General features: G+C 69.7%; 13 protein-coding genes, 2 tRNA genes and 1 pseudogene. 8 read left to right on the top strand and 8 right to left on the bottom strand.

What is annotated here, in order from left to right; genetic code table 11:
* The first annotated feature begins 3 nt into the window (after nt 1-3).
* The 4 genes from Vlu01_RS08700 (at nt 4) to Vlu01_RS08685 (ending at nt 3,062) form a co-directional block, all read left to right on the top strand.
* The gene (locus Vlu01_RS08700; RefSeq protein WP_203996386.1) at nt 4-1,149 is read left to right on the top strand and encodes an RNA polymerase sigma factor; all 1,146 of its coding nucleotides are present in this window, start codon (nt 4-6) and stop codon (nt 1,147-1,149) included.
* Nucleotides 1,150-1,239: 90 nt separating this feature from the next.
* On the top strand, nt 1,240-2,022 hold the full coding sequence (locus Vlu01_RS08695; protein WP_203996383.1) for an aminoglycoside phosphotransferase family protein: 783 nt from the start codon (nt 1,240-1,242) through the stop codon (nt 2,020-2,022).
* A gap of 222 nt (nt 2,023-2,244) precedes the next feature.
* Complete coding sequence (locus Vlu01_RS08690) at nt 2,245-2,712, top strand: hypothetical protein (protein WP_239095789.1); 468 nt, start codon at nt 2,245-2,247, stop codon at nt 2,710-2,712.
* Nucleotides 2,709-3,062 carry a hypothetical protein gene (locus Vlu01_RS08685; protein ID WP_203996382.1) on the top strand — a complete coding sequence of 118 codons (354 nt, stop codon included), beginning with the start codon at nt 2,709-2,711 and terminating at the stop codon, nt 3,060-3,062. Before Vlu01_RS08690 ends, Vlu01_RS08685 begins: the two co-directional genes overlap by 4 nt.
* A 223-nt stretch (nt 3,063-3,285) precedes the next feature.
* Here Vlu01_RS08685 and Vlu01_RS08680 read toward each other — a convergent pair whose 3' ends face one another.
* Nucleotides 3,286-3,639, bottom strand: coding sequence for a DUF1801 domain-containing protein (locus Vlu01_RS08680; RefSeq protein ID WP_203996381.1), 354 nt, complete (start codon nt 3,637-3,639; stop codon nt 3,286-3,288).
* A gap of 296 nt (nt 3,640-3,935) precedes the next feature.
* Here Vlu01_RS08680 and Vlu01_RS08675 point away from each other — a divergent pair, with 296 nt between their 5' ends.
* On the top strand, nt 3,936-4,190 hold the full coding sequence (locus Vlu01_RS08675) for a type II toxin-antitoxin system Phd/YefM family antitoxin (RefSeq protein ID WP_102659982.1): 255 nt from the start codon (nt 3,936-3,938) through the stop codon (nt 4,188-4,190).
* A pseudogene (locus Vlu01_RS08670) lies at nt 4,187-4,560 on the top strand (type II toxin-antitoxin system VapC family toxin). Before Vlu01_RS08675 ends, Vlu01_RS08670 begins: the two are co-directional and overlap by 4 nt.
* A 161-nt stretch (nt 4,561-4,721) precedes the next feature.
* On the opposite strand, the gene Vlu01_RS08665 reads toward Vlu01_RS08670, so the two are convergent.
* The 4 genes from Vlu01_RS08665 to Vlu01_RS08650 form a co-directional block, all read right to left on the bottom strand.
* Nucleotides 4,722-4,795, bottom strand: a tRNA-Ile gene (locus tag Vlu01_RS08665).
* A gap of 35 nt (nt 4,796-4,830) precedes the next feature.
* On the bottom strand, nt 4,831-6,537 hold the full coding sequence (locus Vlu01_RS08660) for a M16 family metallopeptidase (protein WP_203996380.1): 1,707 nt from the start codon (nt 6,535-6,537) through the stop codon (nt 4,831-4,833).
* On the bottom strand, nt 6,534-7,484 hold the full coding sequence (locus Vlu01_RS08655) for a hypothetical protein (protein ID WP_203996378.1): 951 nt from the start codon (nt 7,482-7,484) through the stop codon (nt 6,534-6,536). The genes Vlu01_RS08660 and Vlu01_RS08655 overlap by 4 nt, the downstream gene beginning before the upstream one ends.
* A gap of 118 nt (nt 7,485-7,602) precedes the next feature.
* Nucleotides 7,603-7,675, bottom strand: a tRNA-Asn gene (locus Vlu01_RS08650).
* 280 nt (nt 7,676-7,955) lie between these two features.
* Between Vlu01_RS08650 and Vlu01_RS08645 the strand changes: the two genes are divergently transcribed.
* Together Vlu01_RS08645 and Vlu01_RS08640 are read left to right on the top strand one after the other, a co-directional pair.
* Nucleotides 7,956-8,339 (top strand): hypothetical protein, encoded by a 384-nt coding sequence (locus tag Vlu01_RS08645; RefSeq protein ID WP_203996377.1) that lies wholly within the window; start codon nt 7,956-7,958, stop codon nt 8,337-8,339.
* 160 nt (nt 8,340-8,499) lie between these two features.
* The gene (locus tag Vlu01_RS08640; RefSeq protein WP_203996376.1) at nt 8,500-9,678 is read left to right on the top strand and encodes an ROK family transcriptional regulator; all 1,179 of its coding nucleotides are present in this window, start codon (nt 8,500-8,502) and stop codon (nt 9,676-9,678) included.
* Between the two features lie 120 nt (nt 9,679-9,798).
* On the opposite strand, the gene Vlu01_RS08635 is transcribed toward Vlu01_RS08640, so the two are convergent.
* From Vlu01_RS08635 to Vlu01_RS08625, 3 genes are all read right to left on the bottom strand, one after another.
* Nucleotides 9,799-10,806 (bottom strand): sugar phosphate isomerase/epimerase family protein, encoded by a 1,008-nt coding sequence (locus Vlu01_RS08635; RefSeq protein ID WP_203996374.1) that lies wholly within the window; start codon nt 10,804-10,806, stop codon nt 9,799-9,801.
* 248 nt (nt 10,807-11,054) lie between these two features.
* The gene (locus Vlu01_RS08630; RefSeq protein WP_203996373.1) at nt 11,055-12,776 is read right to left on the bottom strand and encodes a ThuA domain-containing protein; all 1,722 of its coding nucleotides are present in this window, start codon (nt 12,774-12,776) and stop codon (nt 11,055-11,057) included.
* Nucleotides 12,777-12,856: 80 nt separating this feature from the next.
* A complete protein-coding gene (locus tag Vlu01_RS08625) occupies nt 12,857-15,697 on the bottom strand; it encodes a carbohydrate-binding protein (protein WP_203997060.1) in 2,841 nt (946 codons plus the stop codon).
* Between the last annotated feature and the right edge of the window lie 6 nt (nt 15,698-15,703).

Here is a 15,703-nt window from a genome sequence, read left to right as displayed (position 1 = left end):
AGGGTGGAGGAGGCCGTGCTACGGACCCTCACTCCCGCCGTGATCGGCATCCTCGTTCGTCGTGGGGTCGACTTCGCGGCGACCGAGGATGCCGTGCAGGACGCGTTGGTCGAGGCGGTACGGGTGTGGCCGACCGACCCGCCACGGGACCCCAAGGGCTGGCTGGTAGCCGTGTCCTGGCGGAAGTTCGTCGACGCGACCCGCGCCGACACCTCCCGACGGCGACGCGAGGTGCTGGTGCAGGCCGAGCCGCCGCCCGACCCGGGCGAGGAGGTGGACGACACCCTCGCGCTGTACTTCCTCTGCGCGCATCCGTCGCTGACCTCGGCCTCGGCGGTCGCGCTGACGCTGCGCGCGGTGGGCGGTCTGACCACGCGGCAGATCGCCCAGGCGTACCTGGTGCCGGAGCCGACCATGGCTCAGCGGATCAGCCGCGCCAAGCGGACCGTCTCGGGGGTGCGGTTCAACCAGCCGGGTGACGTGGCCACCGTGCTGCGCGTGCTCTACCTGGTCTTCAACGAGGGCTACTCCGGCGACGTCGACCTCGCCGCGGAGGCGATCCGACTCACCCGTCAACTGGCGGCGAGGATCCGGCACGCGGAGGTGGCGGGGTTGCTCGCGCTCATGCTGCTGCACCACGCCCGACGCGCGGCCCGCACCGACTCCCGCGGCCGGCTGGTTCCGCTGGCCGAGCAGGACCGCAGCCGGTGGGACACCCGCCTCATCGCCGAGGGGGTGCACGTGCTCCAGACCGCCCTGGCCCGCGACCGCCTGGGCGAATATCAGGCGCAGGCCGCCATCGCCGCGCTGCACGCCGACGCCCGCACGGCCGAGGAGACCGACTGGGTGCAGATCGTCGGCTGGTACGACGAGTTGGTGCGGCTCACCGACAGCCCGGTGGCCCGCCTCAACCGGGCCGTGGCGGTCGGTGAGGCGGACGGACCAAGAGCCGGCCTGGCCGCCCTGGCGGGACTCGACTCCGCCCTGCCCCGGTACCGCGCTGTCGCCGCCTACCTGCACGAGCGTGACGGTGACCTGGCGCGGGCAGCCCGGCTCTACGCCGAAGCCGCCCGATCGGCGGCCAGCCTCCCCGAACGCGACCACCTCACCCGCCAGGCCGCCCGACTCAACGCGGACCTGCGCACCTGACCAGTCGATCAGCCGGTAATCGCTGGCGGGGCCGCATCGTTTCGGAGCAGACTCGGCTGCTCGGACGACGGCGCAGCGGAGTGGAGCGGGATGGTCGAGCGGGAGATCCTGACGGGCGGCGGCGTCAACGAGGTGGTTCGGCTCGGCGACACGGTGCGCCGGCCCACCGGCCCCTGGTCCACGCGGGTCCATCAACTGCTGCGGCACCTCGCCGCCGAAGGCTTCACGGCGGCACCCGGGGTACGCGACACGAGCGAGCCCGGCTTCGAGATCCTCGATTTTCTGCCGGGCGAGGTGTCCAACTACCCACCGACCGCAGCGGCGGCCTCGATCGAGGCGTTGGAGAGCGCGGCCATGCTGCTGAGGGCGTACCACGACGCGACGGCCGAGTACGCGCGGCGGGCACCACGCGACGGCTGGCAGGTGGCGGCGACCGAGCCGGTCGAGGTCATCTGCCACGGCGACTACGCGCCGCACAACTGCGTACTCGACGGCAACCGCGTGGTGGGCATCATCGACTTCGACCATGCCCAGCCCGGACCCCGGATCTGGGACGTCGCCTACGCGGCCTACCGGTGGGTGCCGATGACCGCACCGCAGAACACGGACGGCTTCGGCACCACCGAGGAGCAGGCCGCCCGGCTCCGGACGTTCTGCGACCGCTACGGGCTGGACGACACCGCGCGCGCCAAGCTGGTCGACGTCACCATTGCCCGGCTCCGCGCACTCGTCGACTTCATGCGGGCCCAGGCGGCCGCCGGCAACGCCGCCTTCGCCGGCCACCTCGCGGACGGACACCACATCCAGTACCTCGACGACGCGCGGTACGTATCCGCGCAACGTCGGATCTTCGAACGAGCTCTGGGTTGCTGAGCCGCCGGCCGCCGCGGCTGCCATCGTTCTGGCGATACGATGCCGACGCTGCTATCGGCCGTCGACAGCACCGGCCGCGGCGGCATCGCGGACGGATCCGACCTGGTCGTCGCCACGTCGGCCGGGCGGTACCTGCGGCAGCCGGGACCTCCTTCCAAACCTCGATTGACCAAACCAGGGCTATCGAGACAGGTCAGCCACTTCTGAAGTAGTGTTGATGTCATGTCGATGCCGTTGGAGTCGGTGCCGTTCTCGGAGCTGCTACGTCAGCCAGCGGAGACGGCTGAGCGACTGACCCGCGCTCGCGCGGTGCGGCTGCGCCGCCGTGACGCCGCCGACCTGGTCCTGATGTCCGCTGACCGGGCAGCGGCCGAGGGCGAGGTGGTGGACCTGACCGCCCGGCTGCTGGCCAGCGTCGTGCGCCGAGATCCGACCGCGGTGCGTGAGGTCCTGCCCACCGTTCTGCCCTGGGTGCGGTTCCTGCCGCCAGAGGACGTCGACCAGATGGCCGACGAGTTCGTCGCCACGGCCGAGGCAGCTGCGGCAGTAGGCAACACCGTGGCGGTGTCGCAGCTACTCAGCGAATGGCGGCACACCGCCGAGATCCACGCGGACCCCGACCTGCACCGGATCCTCGCCGCGCCTAGCTCCGACGACTTCGGGCCGGTCGCGCCCCCCGCCGGCGAGTGAGCGCCAAGCGAGGCGACCGAGCCGCGCCACCAGCACGCCCCGGCGGCTACACCCTGCGATTCGCCACCAACGACGCGGCCAAAGGCTGGGAGGAACTGTGCCGCCAGGCTGCAGCCAACACCCGCGCGGCCTTCGACGCCATCGAGTCCAACCCCTGCCCCTCCCCACCGACCAACCGCCAGCACCCACTCAAGGGCTCGCTCGCCACCGCCGCACACAGCGGGAAGACGTTGCCGCAGTGGCAATATGAGGTCACTTCAGGCGGGCGCATCTGGTACCTGCCCGACCCCGACACCCGTACCTGCTGGATCAGGCACGCCGGCACCGAACACCCCAAGGCCACCGATTAGCGTCAGGACGCCCCCATGCTTCAACATGCGGCAGGACCGAGACCCGTTCCACCAGAGGGGGCCCACGCCAACTCGCCACCGGGCTTCGCATCGACACGAAGCCCGACGCCGACACCGAACGACTACTCAACGTCGTTGAGCTATCGCTAGACAAGATGATCATGCTGCGGCCCGCCCCGGTCGAGGTGCGGTCCACCTCATCCCGGGACGGGGGCGCAGACGATCAGTCGATCACGGAGCGGACGATCTCGGCGATGCGCCTCTCAGTGACGGCATCCACCGTTTCGAAGTACCACGCGGCCGGCATCAGCCCCCCGTCCGCGCCGCCTGCCGCGCGGAAGGGAGCCTTCTCGGTGATCGCGAGGTTCAATCGTTCGTCCATGCGCAGCGTGACGAGCGCGGGCGTGCTCGCCGACTTCGCGTAGGCGGGCATGCCGTACCAGATGCGCGGCTTCAGGGTGGGGGCCGCGGCCATGATGATGTCGTGCACCCGCTGCATCGTCGAACGGGTCGGCTCGTCCATCTTCGAAATCCTGTCGGCCACCTGCGCCAGGTTCTTCTCGTCCTTCGACGACATGTCATGTCCTTTCGTCTGCCGATGTCGGGCACCGGCGGTATGAAGTCGGCGCAACAGTGCGCCGCACCCCACCCGGACATGTCCTGAGCTGCTCAGGTCTCTCCGCGATGATTCACGTGGTCTGTCACGTGGAAGCGCAGTCGGTGGCGGACCACCGCAGTCAGGCTAACGGATCCGCCGCGGTGGGGTCGTCCGGATCTCCCGCGTCAAGTGCGCGCTGCGCGGGCAGCCAAACCGCTGGCGCATGCGGCCAAGCAGGCGAAACTAATTGCTTAGCTAAGCGGAGAGGTCACGCCATGTCGGCTGAGGCTGTGCACTACAACATGCATGATGCCAAGACTCACCTGTCGCGCATCATCGAACGGGTGGAACGCGGCGAGGAGATCATCATCGACCGGGCGGGCACACCGGTGGCAAAAGTCGTACCGCTGGTCCGGCGGGCCAACCGCACCGCAGTCGGTTCCCTCGCCGGCCAACTAGACCTCTCCGGCGACTGGGACTCGCCACAGACCAACGCCGAGATCGCCGACGACTTCGGCATCGGCGCATGACCCTGCTGCTGGACACCCACGTCGTGCTCTGGGCCATCACCGGTGACCCGACCCTCGGCACCGAGTTCCTCGACCGGCTACGCCACGAGCCGGACATCTTCCTCTCTCCGGTCAGCCTTGGGAGATCACCATCAAACAGAGTGCGGAGAAACTCGCCGGACCCCCTGACCTTGCAGAGCGGGTAAGAGACATGGGTTTCCGGGAGCTTCCGGTGACCCACGCCCACGCCATCGCCGCCAGCCGGCTGCCATCACATCATCGCGATCCCTTCGACCGCATGCTGGTGGCACAGGCAATCACCGAGGGGCTGACCCTCGCCTCCCGCGACGCGTCGATAGCGCTGTACGACGTGGACGTCCTCAAGGTGTGATCCGACAGGCTCGGTCCACGCCCGAGGCCCGGCCCCAACTCGCCCACGGGCCGCCCAGCCCATCCCATTCCCAACGCGTCGGTTGATTGAGCTCCGGCGCACCAGCCGTGGTCTGCAGCCTCGCGGGTCTTGGACCCCCTCCGTCTGGGTATCCGTCTGGGTGGGGCGGACGGGACTCGAACCCGTGACCGATCGATTATGAGTCGACTGCTCTAACCGGCTGAGCTACCGCCCCGGCACCGGGCCGGATCTTATCCCGACGGCCTCTTCTCACCGGCGTCGCCCCCGTGTCAGCAGCACGATGGGCAACGCGAGGATAACAGTGAGCAGCCAGCCGACCACGACCGCACCCCACAGCACGGCGACGTCCTCCTCGGCGGTGGGTTCGATCAACATGCCGATGGTGAGCAGCAGGGTGAACCCGCCCACCACCAGGGCGGCGAGGCCGCTGAGCACCATCAGCAGGGTTTCCCACCCGGCCCGCTTCGGCCGGGTCCGACTGTCACGGCCCGGACGGGCCTCTCGGCGCGCACCCGGCTGCGGCAGGCTGTCCGGATCGCGGGGCGGCATGGTGATCTGCCGGTCCAGCGGTACCCCGCTGTCGATGACGTTCATCGCCGCCGGGCGCATGTCGAACAGGGTCGGTTCGATGTGGAGCACGATCGCGTCGTGACCGATGAGCTGCCGAGCACCGTCCGGCCAGGCGAGCATGGCGGCGCAGTCGGCGTAGGCGACGGTGAGCGGGCCGCTGGCGCTGATAAGGCTGACCCCCTCGGCACCGACGAGCAGGCGACAGTTGTCGTCACGGGCGTGATAGGTGCTGCCCGACACGGTCGACTCCGACCAGATCGGTGCGGCGGTGAAGCCGGCCCAGTCGGCGCTGGTGCCGTCCGGCACCATCAGCAGCGCCGAGGCGTACGCCTCCTGGGCGACCTCATGCAGGTCGGTGAGGGTGACCGTCTTCAGTTGCGCGAGGTGCTCGTCGATGGTGTGGTTCGGTTCGCCGGTGAGCAGGTTGAACGCGTACGCGGGCAGCCGGGCGGCGTCGGCCTCCGCGGTGGCGTACATGTCGATCCGCTTGGCCAGCGCGGCGTCGAGGTCGCTCTGCTCGATGCGCCCCACCCGCAGCTTGGCCAGCACGTCGATGAATCCGCCGAGTACGGCGTCCTGCTTCTCGGCCAGCGCGTCGGCGAGGGCCCGCAGGTGGGCCTGGCCATCGCCACGTGGTTCGTAGCCGCTGCTGATGGTGTAGGAGAGCCCGGCGTCCTGGCGCAGCGCCCGGAACAGCTCGCGTTCCAGCACCTCGGCGAAGACGCTCGCGGCGCTGCGGCGCCGCACGACCGCGTCGAGCACCACCGCCCGGGCGCCGTGCACGAAGTACGCCGGGGTGGTCGGCAGCGCCGACGAGGCGGTCGGTACCGGTTGACGGGTGCCGGTGGGCAACTCCAGGCGCAGCCCTTCGGGCACCCGGTCACCGGCGATCCAGAGCACCGCGTTCTCCCGGGTGAACCAGCGGGCGGCCCACTGGCGCAGTTCCTCGGCGGTGAGCCTGCCCAGCCCCCATTCGGGGTAGCTGCTGAGGCCGTGGTCGCGGGCGCCGTGGCGCCACAACGGGATGTCGTCGAGGGCGGCGCTTCCCCGGCTGCTCCACTCGGTGCGCAGGATGTCCTTCTCCACCTCCAACCGGCCGGTCGGCAGGTCGGTCAGATTGGCGCAGACGGAGGTGAGGAAGGTGGCGATGTCCGGTGCGGAACCTTGCATGTGGAAGGTCGTGAAGGTGGACCCGGTGGCACCGTTGAAGTGGTAGTCGGCGGTGCCCAAGGGCGCGAGGACGAGGTGTTCGAGCAGGTGGGTGATGCCGTGGCGGGCCAACGTCTCGTCGGCCGTGCCGACCCGGAAGGTCAGCCCGGCGCGCATCGGCCCGCCGGTGGCGGCGAGCAGGGTCGGCACCCCGTCGGTTTCCAGGTGTTGGATCACGGCCGGCCGCCCTTCGCGTACGCCTTCTCGCGGAACCGCTGGAACTGCTCCACCGCGTCGCCGAAGTAACCGAACATCGACTCGTCACCGAGGTCGCCGAGGGCAGCGAACTGCTGTGCCGCCGACGGCCACTCCTGCATGAGGCAGAAGGCGAGGGCGAAGGTGCTGCGTACCTGGACCCAGTCCCAGCCGTGCCGGAACTCCTGGTGCCAGATGGAGCGCTGGGCCGCGTCGTGGATCGCGGCGCGCACCTGCTGGCCGCGCAGGAAGACACGCGCAGCGGACAGGGTGCCGTGGTCGAAGGCCTGCTCCAGGTGCACCTCGACGACGAGGACGGCGTTGGGCGCGCCGGCCGGTGCGGCGTCGGCGCACTCCCGAGCGAAGTCGTACGCCTTCTCCCAGGTGCCGCTCCACTTGGGGCAGAGCTGCTGCAACAGGGATCTCTGTGCCGGTAGGTGGTGCGGGTGCCGGGCGGTAAGCCGGTCGTAGCGGCGGCGGGCCTCGGCCTGGCCGAGTTGCAGGCCCCGGGCGCTGGTGACGCGCTCGGTCCAGGCTGCCGCGTCCTCCGGGTGGCGGGCGGTGGCCTCGATGAGGATCTGCTCGGCACGGCGCAGATGATCGAAGAACTGGACGAACTGGTGCCGGCTGACGTCCTGCGCCCGGCTGGCCGTCCGGATCCGCCACCCCGCGCGGATCAGGTGCGCTCCCAGCATGGCAGCGGCAACCGGGTCGTCGGGTTGCTCGGCGAGCGCCTTCCGCAGGAGCGCCTCGGCGTCCGATGCGCCGCCGACCTCGCTGACCAGGACCGTCCGACCGTGGGCGTCCTGGGCGTCGACGAGGGCGCACAACTCCGGCCAGTCACCGGCGGCCAGCGCGCCACGGGCGGCGGCCACCTGTGGATACGCCGCGGCGGCGTCGAGGACCGGTGGCGCGAGGGGTGCGGGCATGGCGAGGATCATAAGTGATCATCTTTGGGCCGGTGACCCCCAAATTCGGCACGATCTGGCGGGGAAACGGCTGACGCCCACCGGGTCCGACCGGTGGGCGTCATGGTGAGGAAGGAAGCTCCCCCGTTTGGACTCGAACCAAAAACCTGCCGGTTAACAGCCGGCTGCTCTGCCAATTGAGCTACGGGGGACCGCAACAAACGCCCGAGCGGATCGCTCCGCACCGCGCGTCGGGCACAAGAGTACAGGACGGCGGGGGGTGTTGGTCCAGAGGGTTGCTCGGTCACCACCGGGGCAGCCCGGAGGCACAGTTCACCGGACAAATCGTCATCCTGGCACAAGGAGGTATGAGCGGAGAGCAGGATGGGTAGTTAGCTGCCGACGACAGGACGCAGGCGCGAATCGGTCAGTCCCGCCACCCGGGCCTCCGGGAGCGGGACCGACGGCGCGTCAGGTACGAAAGGAGCCGCCATGCGCGGAAAGATCATGTTCCTTGGCGGGCTGGCTGCAGGGTTCGTCCTGGGCGCCCGTGCCGGCCGGGAGAAGTACGAGGAGCTGGTGGTCCGGGGCCGCAAGGTGCTCGACCACCCGACCGTCCAGGAGGCGGCCGGGGTCGCACAGGCCCAGGCGAACCGTCTCTACCACGAGGGCAAGGACAAGCTCGGCAACTCCAAGCTGGGTGAGAAGCTGAGCTCCAACGGTAAGGAGGGGCTCACCCCCGCCGACGACACGTTCGCCGGCACGCCGGCCACCGCCGGCACCAAGTCGGGTTCCGGCTCGTCGAGCTCCGGTTCGACGTCCGCCACCCCCCGCAGCAAGCCGTCCGGCTCTGGGGCCAACGGCAGCACGCTCTGAGTATCCCGGACGGGCCCGGCCAGCGACATCGGTGGCCGGGCCCGTCCGGCTGCGGTCAAGCCGGACGGGCGGCAACATCCACAGGTGTTGACAGATCCGGCTCCGGTCGGCCACCGGCCTGAAACACCGCCGTGGAAGACTCCGCACGGAGGTGGTGGCAATGGCCCTGGTCCGGCCGGAGAATTCGCAGCAGGCACGGCTGGTCCGGTTGCTGCGGGACGAAGGCACCCGCTCCCGGGTGGAGTTGGGTGACCTGCTGGGTCTGTCCCGGACGGCCCTGACCACCGAACTCAACCGGCTCATCGACCGAGGACTCGTCGAGGCCGCCGGTCCGGCGGCCTCCCGGGGCGGGCGCCGCTCGTCGCTGCTCCGCCTCTCCGGCGGGGTGCGCTTCGCCAGCGTGGTCGTCACCACCGACCGGTTCACCGTCGCGGTCGCCGACGGCGAACTGAACGTGCTGGCCGAGACGAGCGAGGCGGCGGACGTACGCGACGGACCGGAACCGGTGATCGGCCGGGCCGTGGAGCTGATCGACAAGCTCCGCGCTGAGCTGGGCGTCACTGAGCTCACCGGGGTCGGGGTCGCCCTTCCCGGGCCGGTCGACGGTGGCACCTCCACCGCACCGGCCGCCCTGCCCCGTTGGCAACGCTTCCCGGTGCGGGACGCGTTCGCCGCTGAGCTGGGTTGTCCGGTGTTGGTCGACAACGACGCGAACGTGCTCGCCCTGGGTGAGCGGCACGCCGGCATCGGCCGGACCGTCGAGGACTTCCTCTACCTGAAGCTCGGCACGGCGATCGGCTGCGGGCTGGTGCTCGGCGGATCGCTCTACCGGGGTGCGACCAGCAGCGCCGGTGACATCGCGCACCTACCGCTCGGCGAGGATGGGCCGCCCTGTGCCTGCGGGGAGGCCGGATGTCTTGAGGCGTACTGCGGGGACACCGGGTTGGTCCGGGCGGCGCTGACGGTCGCCCGGTCGGACCGCTCCCCGGTCCTGGCCGCGCGGCTGGCCGAGGCGGGCAGCCTGACCCTCGCGGACGTGGTCGCGGCAGCCACCGTCGGCGACCCGGCCACCCAGGTGCTGGTCCGCGACGCCGCCCGTCGCCTCGGTCGGGTGCTGGTCGGTCTGGTCAGTTTCTTCAACCCCGGGATCGTGGTGATCGGCGGGGCACCGGACGGTCTCGGGCACATCCTGCTCTCCGAGATCCGGGGCGTGGTCTACCGGCGATCCGCGCCGCTGGCCACCGGCACCATGCCGATTGTTCTTTCCGACCTGGGCGAGCGGGCCGCTCTGGTGGGTGCGGCCCACCTGGCCAGCGACCACGTCTTCGACGCCGGCTGAGCGGCTGGGTCCGCCGGACCGCACCCGGACGTCCGACGCACCGGGCCGGCGGCGGGCCGGGTGGTGACGTGACGGTGACCCGGGGGCCGGCAGTCGGCCGACCCCCGGAGGCCGTCAGGGTCAGTCCTTGCTGCTGAACGCCGCGTCGAAGGCGGCGGACGGTGCGTCGAAGGCGAGTCGGCGGACGAACTGGAGCGCCTCCGGCGCGCCGACCAAGCGGTCCATCCCGGCGTCTTCCCACTCGATGGAAATCGGTCCGGAGTAGCCGATGGCGTTCAGCGCGCGGAAGCAGTCCTCCCAGGGCACGTCGCCGTGGCCGGTCGAGACGAAGTCCCAGCCCCGACGCAGGTCGGCCCAGGGCAGGTGCGAGGCCAGCCGGCCACGGCGGCCGTCGCCGGTACGCACCTTGGCGTCCTTGCAGTCGACGTGGTAGATCCGGTCGGCGAAGTCGAAGATGAAGTTGACCGGGTCGAGTTCCTGCCAGACGAAGTGCGACGGGTCCCAGTTCAGCCCGAACGCGGGCCGGTGCCCGATCGCCTCCAGGGTCCGCTTCGTCGTCCAGTAGTCGTACGCGATCTCGCTGGGGTGCACCTCGTGGGCGAAACGCACCCCGACCTCGTCGAAGACGTCGAGGATCGGGTTCCACCGGTCGGCGAAGTCCTGGTACCCGCGCTCGATCATGGCTGGCGGCACCGGCGGGAACATCGCCAGGGTGTGCCAGATCGACGAGCCGGTGAAGCCGACGACGGTGTCCACGCCCAGCTTCGCCGCCGCGCGGGCGGTGTCCTTGATCTCCTCGGCAGCCCGCTGGCGTACCCCTTCCGGCTCGCCGTCGCCCCAGATCCGGGCGGGCAGGATGCCCTGGTGCCGCTCATCGATCGGGTGGTCGCAGACCGCCTGACCAACCAGGTGGTTGGAGATGGTGAAGACCTTGAGGTTGTGCTTGGCGAGAGTCTCCCGCTTGCGGTCGATGTACGAATCGTCGGCGAGGGCCTTGTCGACCTCGAAGTGGTCGCCCCAGCAGGCGATCTCCAGGCCGTCGTAGCCCCACTCGGCGGCGAGCCGGCACACCTCCTCGAACGGAAGGTCGGCCCACTGGCCGGTGAACAGCGTGATCGGTCGCGCCATGTGTCCTGTTCCCCTGTCGTGTTGGGGATTCCGTTACCTGCGGGACCGGGGCGAGGGATGACCGGATGTGGACGGCCCGACGGTGTGCCGGTGGGCGCGGTCGCGCCTGGGGCCGACGGGTTGCGCCTCCCGTCGACTCACCGGCCACCTCGCGGTCGCCGCCCCTCACTCTAGGCGGACGGCACGCGGTAGGAAAGAGCCCCGGTGCGACGGGGTGACCGTCGCACCGGGGCGTTCAACCTGTTCGGTTACGGCAGCACCCAGCGCTGGTTGGCGTTGTTGTGGCAGCTCCACAGGTGCACGACCTGCCCGTCGACGGAACTGTTGTTCGACACGTCCAGACACTTGCCCGAGTTCGGGTTACGCAACGTGCCGTTGGACTGCACCGACCAGTTCTGCGCGCCGCTGCCGTTGCACGTCCAGAGCTGGATCTTCGTACCGTCGGCCGTGCCGGCGCCGTTGACGTCCAGACACTTGCCCAGGGCCCGGATCGTCGAGTTCGGCGTCACCGTCCAGGTCTGCGCCGCGCCACCGTTGCAGGACCAGATCTGGATCTGCGTGCCGTCGGCCGAGGAGCCGTTACGCACGTCCAGACACTTGCCGGCCAGACCGGTGATCCGACCGGTGCGGACGTCACCGCCCGGCGGCGGGTTCGTGCCGCCGAGTTCCTTGATCCGGATGTTGCGGAACGACACGTCGTCGCCGGTGCCGTGGTTCTGGATGCCGATGTGCCCGGCGAGCGACCGGACCGGGTCGGTGTTGGTGAAGTCGTTGATCTTCGAGCCGTTCAGGAAGACCTGGAGACGTTCCCCCTCCACCAGCAGCTCGTAGGTGTTCCACTCCCCCGCCGGGTTCAACGCGGCGTCCCGGGCGGCGAGGTCGGCGGACTTGAAGCCGTAGACCGCGCCGGTGGTCTTGTCGGCGGTGTCGGTGAGGTCTATCTGCACCTCGTAGCCGTTGTTGATCGCCGAGTTCGGGTCACTCGACGGTGGGAAACCGATGAAGACACCCGAGTTGTCATCCCCGGCCACCCGCCAGTCCAGCTTCAGCGAGTAGTTGGTGAACTGCTTGGCGCTGTGCCAGAACAGCCCCATCCCGCCGACCGAGGTCAGCGTGGCGTCGGAGTTGGTGAAGCTGCCCGGCCCGGCCTGGGACCAACCGTTGGTGGAGCCGTTGTAGAGGGTGGTGTAGCCGGTCTCCGGCCGGCAGTCGGCCTTGGTCCGGCCGGCCGCGTACCGGATGCCGCCGAGCAGGTGCGCCCGGAAGGCCGCATCGGAGTACGACGCCTGGGTGTGGCCGCCGCCGGTGTAGAAGGACCGGCCGCCGTTGTACGTCTTGCACCAGGCGATCGGGTGGTCGGCGCCCATCACGCCGCCCGAGTACGTCGACTCGTTGAGGTTCGCCAGCACCCGCGCGTTGGCCCGGGGGTTGCTCTGGAAGTCGTACCACTCGTCGGTGCGTACCCAGTTCTGCGGCAGGTGGGCGGTGGCCGCGTGGGCGCGGTTCTCCACCCGGACGGTGGCCTGCTGGATGGCCGGGTGGGAGCGGAAGTACGCCCCGACCAGGTTGCCGTAGAAGGACCAGCCGTACTCGGTGTCGGCGGCGGAGTGCACGCCGACGTAGCCGCCGCCGGAGCCGATGTAGGACTCGAAGGCCGCCTGCTGGCTGGTGTTGAGCACGTCGCCGGTGGTGTTGAGGAAGATCACCGCTTCGTACTGGGCGAGGTTGCCGGTGGTGAATGCGGTGGCGTCCTCGGTGGCGGTGACGGTGAAGCTGTTGGCCGTGCCCAGTTCACGGATGGTCTGGGTGCCCACCGCGATGGAGTCGTGCCGGAAGCCGGCGGTCTTGGAGAAGACCAGCACGTCGTACGGGGCGTCGGCGGCGCTGGCGGGGGTGGCCGGGGTGGTGCAGGCGAGTACGGCGAAGGCGGCGGTGGCCACGCCGAGGACGGAACGGAGAAGTCTGCGCATCTCGCTCTCCCAAACGATCGTCGTGTTAGGAAGGGCCCCTTGTACAACGCTAGGCGTTAATAAGGTGCCCTTCCTTGCAGCTACGGAAGGATCCAGCGCTGGTTGGCGTTGGTGTGGCAGGTCCAGAGGTGCACGACCTGCCCGTCGGTGGAGCTGTTGTTCGCCACGTCCAGGCACTTTCCCGAGTTCGGGTTACGCAACGTGCCGTTGGACTGCGCCGACCAGTTCTGCGCGCCGCTGCCGTTGCACGTCCAGAGCTGGATCTTCGTACCGTCGGCCGAGGCGGCCTCGTTGACGTCCAGACACTTGCCCAACGCCCGGATCGTCGAGTTCGGCGTCACCGCCCAGGTCTGCGCCGCGGTGCCGTTACAGGTCCAGATCTGGATCTGCGCCCCATCCGCTGACGAAGCGTCGCGCACATCCAGACACTTGCCGGCCAGCCCGGTGATCGGACCGGTCCTGCTCGTACCGCCGCTGCCGGTGGTGAAGGAGAACGAGTCCAGGTCGTAGAGGTGGCCCGTGCCCGAGCCGGCGAAGGTGAGGTACAGGGTGGTGGTGCCGGTGGGCGGGTTGGTGATGCTGCCGGTGACGGTGGTGAAGGTGTCCCAACCGCCGGTGACCGGGACGGTCGCCGAGCCGAGCACCGTGCCAGTGGCGGAGCCGGCCCGCACCTGGAGGGTGCCGCCGGCGCCGGCCGAGGAGACCCGGGCACTGAACGAGGTGGCGTTGCCGATCCGGTACGGCTCGAACGCGATCCAGTCGCCGTTGTTGATGTTGCCGACGGTCTTGCCGCCCTCGGCGGTCGTCTTGTCGAAGGGGTCGACGCCGGAGGCGGTCTTGTAGTGCTCCGCCTGCCGCTTACGCGGCTGGAGGGTGTGCTGGGTGTGCGTGGTCAGGCCGCCGGCATCGGTGTACTCGGCGTCGAAGATGCCGAAGATGTTGGCGGCGTCGTCGTGCTCACCGTCGACCGGCACGGCGATCGAGCCGGAGCAGCCGTTCTGCGAGGTGATCTGGTGACCGTGGTTGTCGTGGCCCAGCACGTAGGTCATCTTGACCTTGCTGCAGTCGATGACGCCGTCCTCCGGGTCGGTCACCGTGATGCTGAACGGCACGGTGTCGCCGAAGCTGAACAGTTGGCCGTTGCCGGGGCTGGTGATGGTGACGGTCGGTGCGGTGTTGCCGACCCCGATCCGCACGCTCGCCGTGCCGGTGGCGCCCTGCGGGTCGCGTACGGTCAGGGTCGCGGTGTAGGTGCCGTTGGTGTTGTAGGTCTTGGTCGGGTTCGCCGCCGTCGAGGTGGTGCCGTCGCCGAACGCCCACGAGTAGCTCAACGCCCCACCCTCCGGGTCCGACGACCCCGCCGAGGAGAAGCTCACCGTCAACGGGGCGACGCCCGAGGTCCGGTTCGCCGAGGCCACCGCCGTCGGTGCCCGGTTGCCGCCGCCGACGTAGTCGTAGCGGTACAGGGCGGAGTTGGCGTCACCGTTGTAGAAACCGGTGCCGTAGTCCAGCACGTAGAGCGCGCCGTCCGGGCCAAACGCCATGTCCATGACCTGCTTGCCGTTCCACGGGAAGGAGGCGTCGATGCTGGCTATCGAGCCGTTCGAGTTGACGTGGATCGGCTTGATCCAGCCTCGCCCGAACTCACCGGCGAAGAACAGCCCGTCGTAGCTCTGCGGCCACTTGGTGGCCGAGTTCAGCGCGGCGTCGTACCGGTAGACCGGGCCGGCCATCGGCGACTCGGAGCCACCGCCGAACTCCGGCGGGCTGCCGGCGTCTCCGGCGTAGCGGATCCAGGCGGGCTTGGCGGCCGGCAGGGTGGTCAGACCGGTGTTGCGGAACGAGTTGTTGGTCGCGCCGCCGGTGCAGTTGTACTTCGCTCCGGCGGTGTTGTTGGCGAAGTTCCATTCGGCGTACGTCTCGTTGCTGGTGTTGGTGCCGGTGCAGTACGGCCAGCCGTAGAAGCCGGGGCCGGTGATCCGGTTGAACTCCACCTGCCCGCTGGGACCGCGCGCGGAGCTGGCGCCCGAGTCCGGCCCGTAGTCGCCGACGTAGACCACACCCGTGGCCTTGTCGACGCTCATCCGGAACGGGTTGCGCAGCCCCATCGCGTAGATCTCGGGTCGGGTGCGGGCCGTGCCCGGGGCGAACATGTTGCCGGCCGGGATCGAGTACGAACCGTTGGCGTTGACCTTGATCCGCAGGATCTTGCCGCGCAGGTCGTTGGTGTTGGCTGCGCTGCGCTGTGCGTCGTACGCCGGGTTGCGGTTGGTCCGCTCGTCGATCGGGGAGTATCCGCCGGAGTCGAAGGGGTTCGTGTCGTCGCCGGTGGACAGGTACAGGTTGCCTGCGGCGTCGAAGTCGATGTCCCCACCGGCATGGCAGCACATGCCCCGGTCGGCGGCGACGTCGAGGATGTCGACCTTGCTGGACTGGTTGAGGGTGAAATCGGCGTTGAGGGTGAACCGGGACAGCCGGTTGACACCCTGCCAGGCGGACCAGTTGGTGCCGGTGGCCGGGGCGTCGCCGCCGGGGGTGGAGAGCGGCGGGGCGTAGTAGAGGAAGATGTGCCGGTTGGTGGCGAAGTTCGGGTCGACCCCGACGCCCTGCAACCCGTCCTCGTCGTGGGTGTAGACCGGGATGTTGGCGATCACCGAGGTGTTGCCGGCCGCGTCGGTGCGGCGCAGTGTGCCGTTGCGAGCGGTGTGCAGGACCGAACGGTCCGGCAGCACCGCGATGCTCATCGGCTCACCGACCTCGGCCACCCCCTTGGCGAGGGTGACCTGCTGGAAGTCGCTGGCGACGATGGGGTGGGCGCTGACCGGAGTCGGGTTGACGGTGGCCATGGTGCCGGCTGTGACGACCAGGAGCAGCGCCGAGGCGCTGGTGGACCACCGTGCGGGGTGGTGGGTGGTGCGCATGGTGGA

The organism is Micromonospora lutea, assembly GCF_016863535.1.
GTDB classification, from domain to species: Bacteria; Actinomycetota; Actinomycetes; order Mycobacteriales; family Micromonosporaceae; genus Micromonospora; species Micromonospora lutea.
Note: the sequence above shows the minus strand (reverse complement) of the source record. Positions and strands in the feature narration are given on the sequence as shown.

Excerpts from the sequence above, each read along its gene's own strand:
- Vlu01_RS08695 (WP_203996383.1), top strand. The coding sequence starts at position 1,240 with ATGGTCGAGCGGGAGATCCTGACGGGCGGCGGCGTCAACGAGGTGGTT.
- Vlu01_RS08690 (WP_239095789.1), top strand. The coding sequence starts at position 2,245 with ATGTCGATGCCGTTGGAGTCGGTGCCGTTCTCGGAGCTGCTACGTCAG.
- Vlu01_RS08680 (WP_203996381.1), bottom strand. The coding sequence starts at position 3,639 with ATGTCGTCGAAGGACGAGAAGAACCTGGCGCAGGTGGCCGACAGGATT.
- Vlu01_RS08675 (WP_102659982.1), top strand. The coding sequence starts at position 3,936 with ATGTCGGCTGAGGCTGTGCACTACAACATGCATGATGCCAAGACTCAC.
- Vlu01_RS08655 (WP_203996378.1), bottom strand. The coding sequence starts at position 7,484 with ATGCCCGCACCCCTCGCGCCACCGGTCCTCGACGCCGCCGCGGCGTAT.
- Vlu01_RS08645 (WP_203996377.1), top strand. The coding sequence starts at position 7,956 with ATGCGCGGAAAGATCATGTTCCTTGGCGGGCTGGCTGCAGGGTTCGTC.
- Vlu01_RS08640 (WP_203996376.1), top strand. The coding sequence starts at position 8,500 with ATGGCCCTGGTCCGGCCGGAGAATTCGCAGCAGGCACGGCTGGTCCGG.
- Vlu01_RS08635 (WP_203996374.1), bottom strand. The coding sequence starts at position 10,806 with ATGGCGCGACCGATCACGCTGTTCACCGGCCAGTGGGCCGACCTTCCG.
- Vlu01_RS08630 (WP_203996373.1), bottom strand. The coding sequence starts at position 12,776 with ATGCGCAGACTTCTCCGTTCCGTCCTCGGCGTGGCCACCGCCGCCTTC.
- Vlu01_RS08625 (WP_203997060.1), bottom strand. The coding sequence starts at position 15,697 with ATGCGCACCACCCACCACCCCGCACGGTGGTCCACCAGCGCCTCGGCG.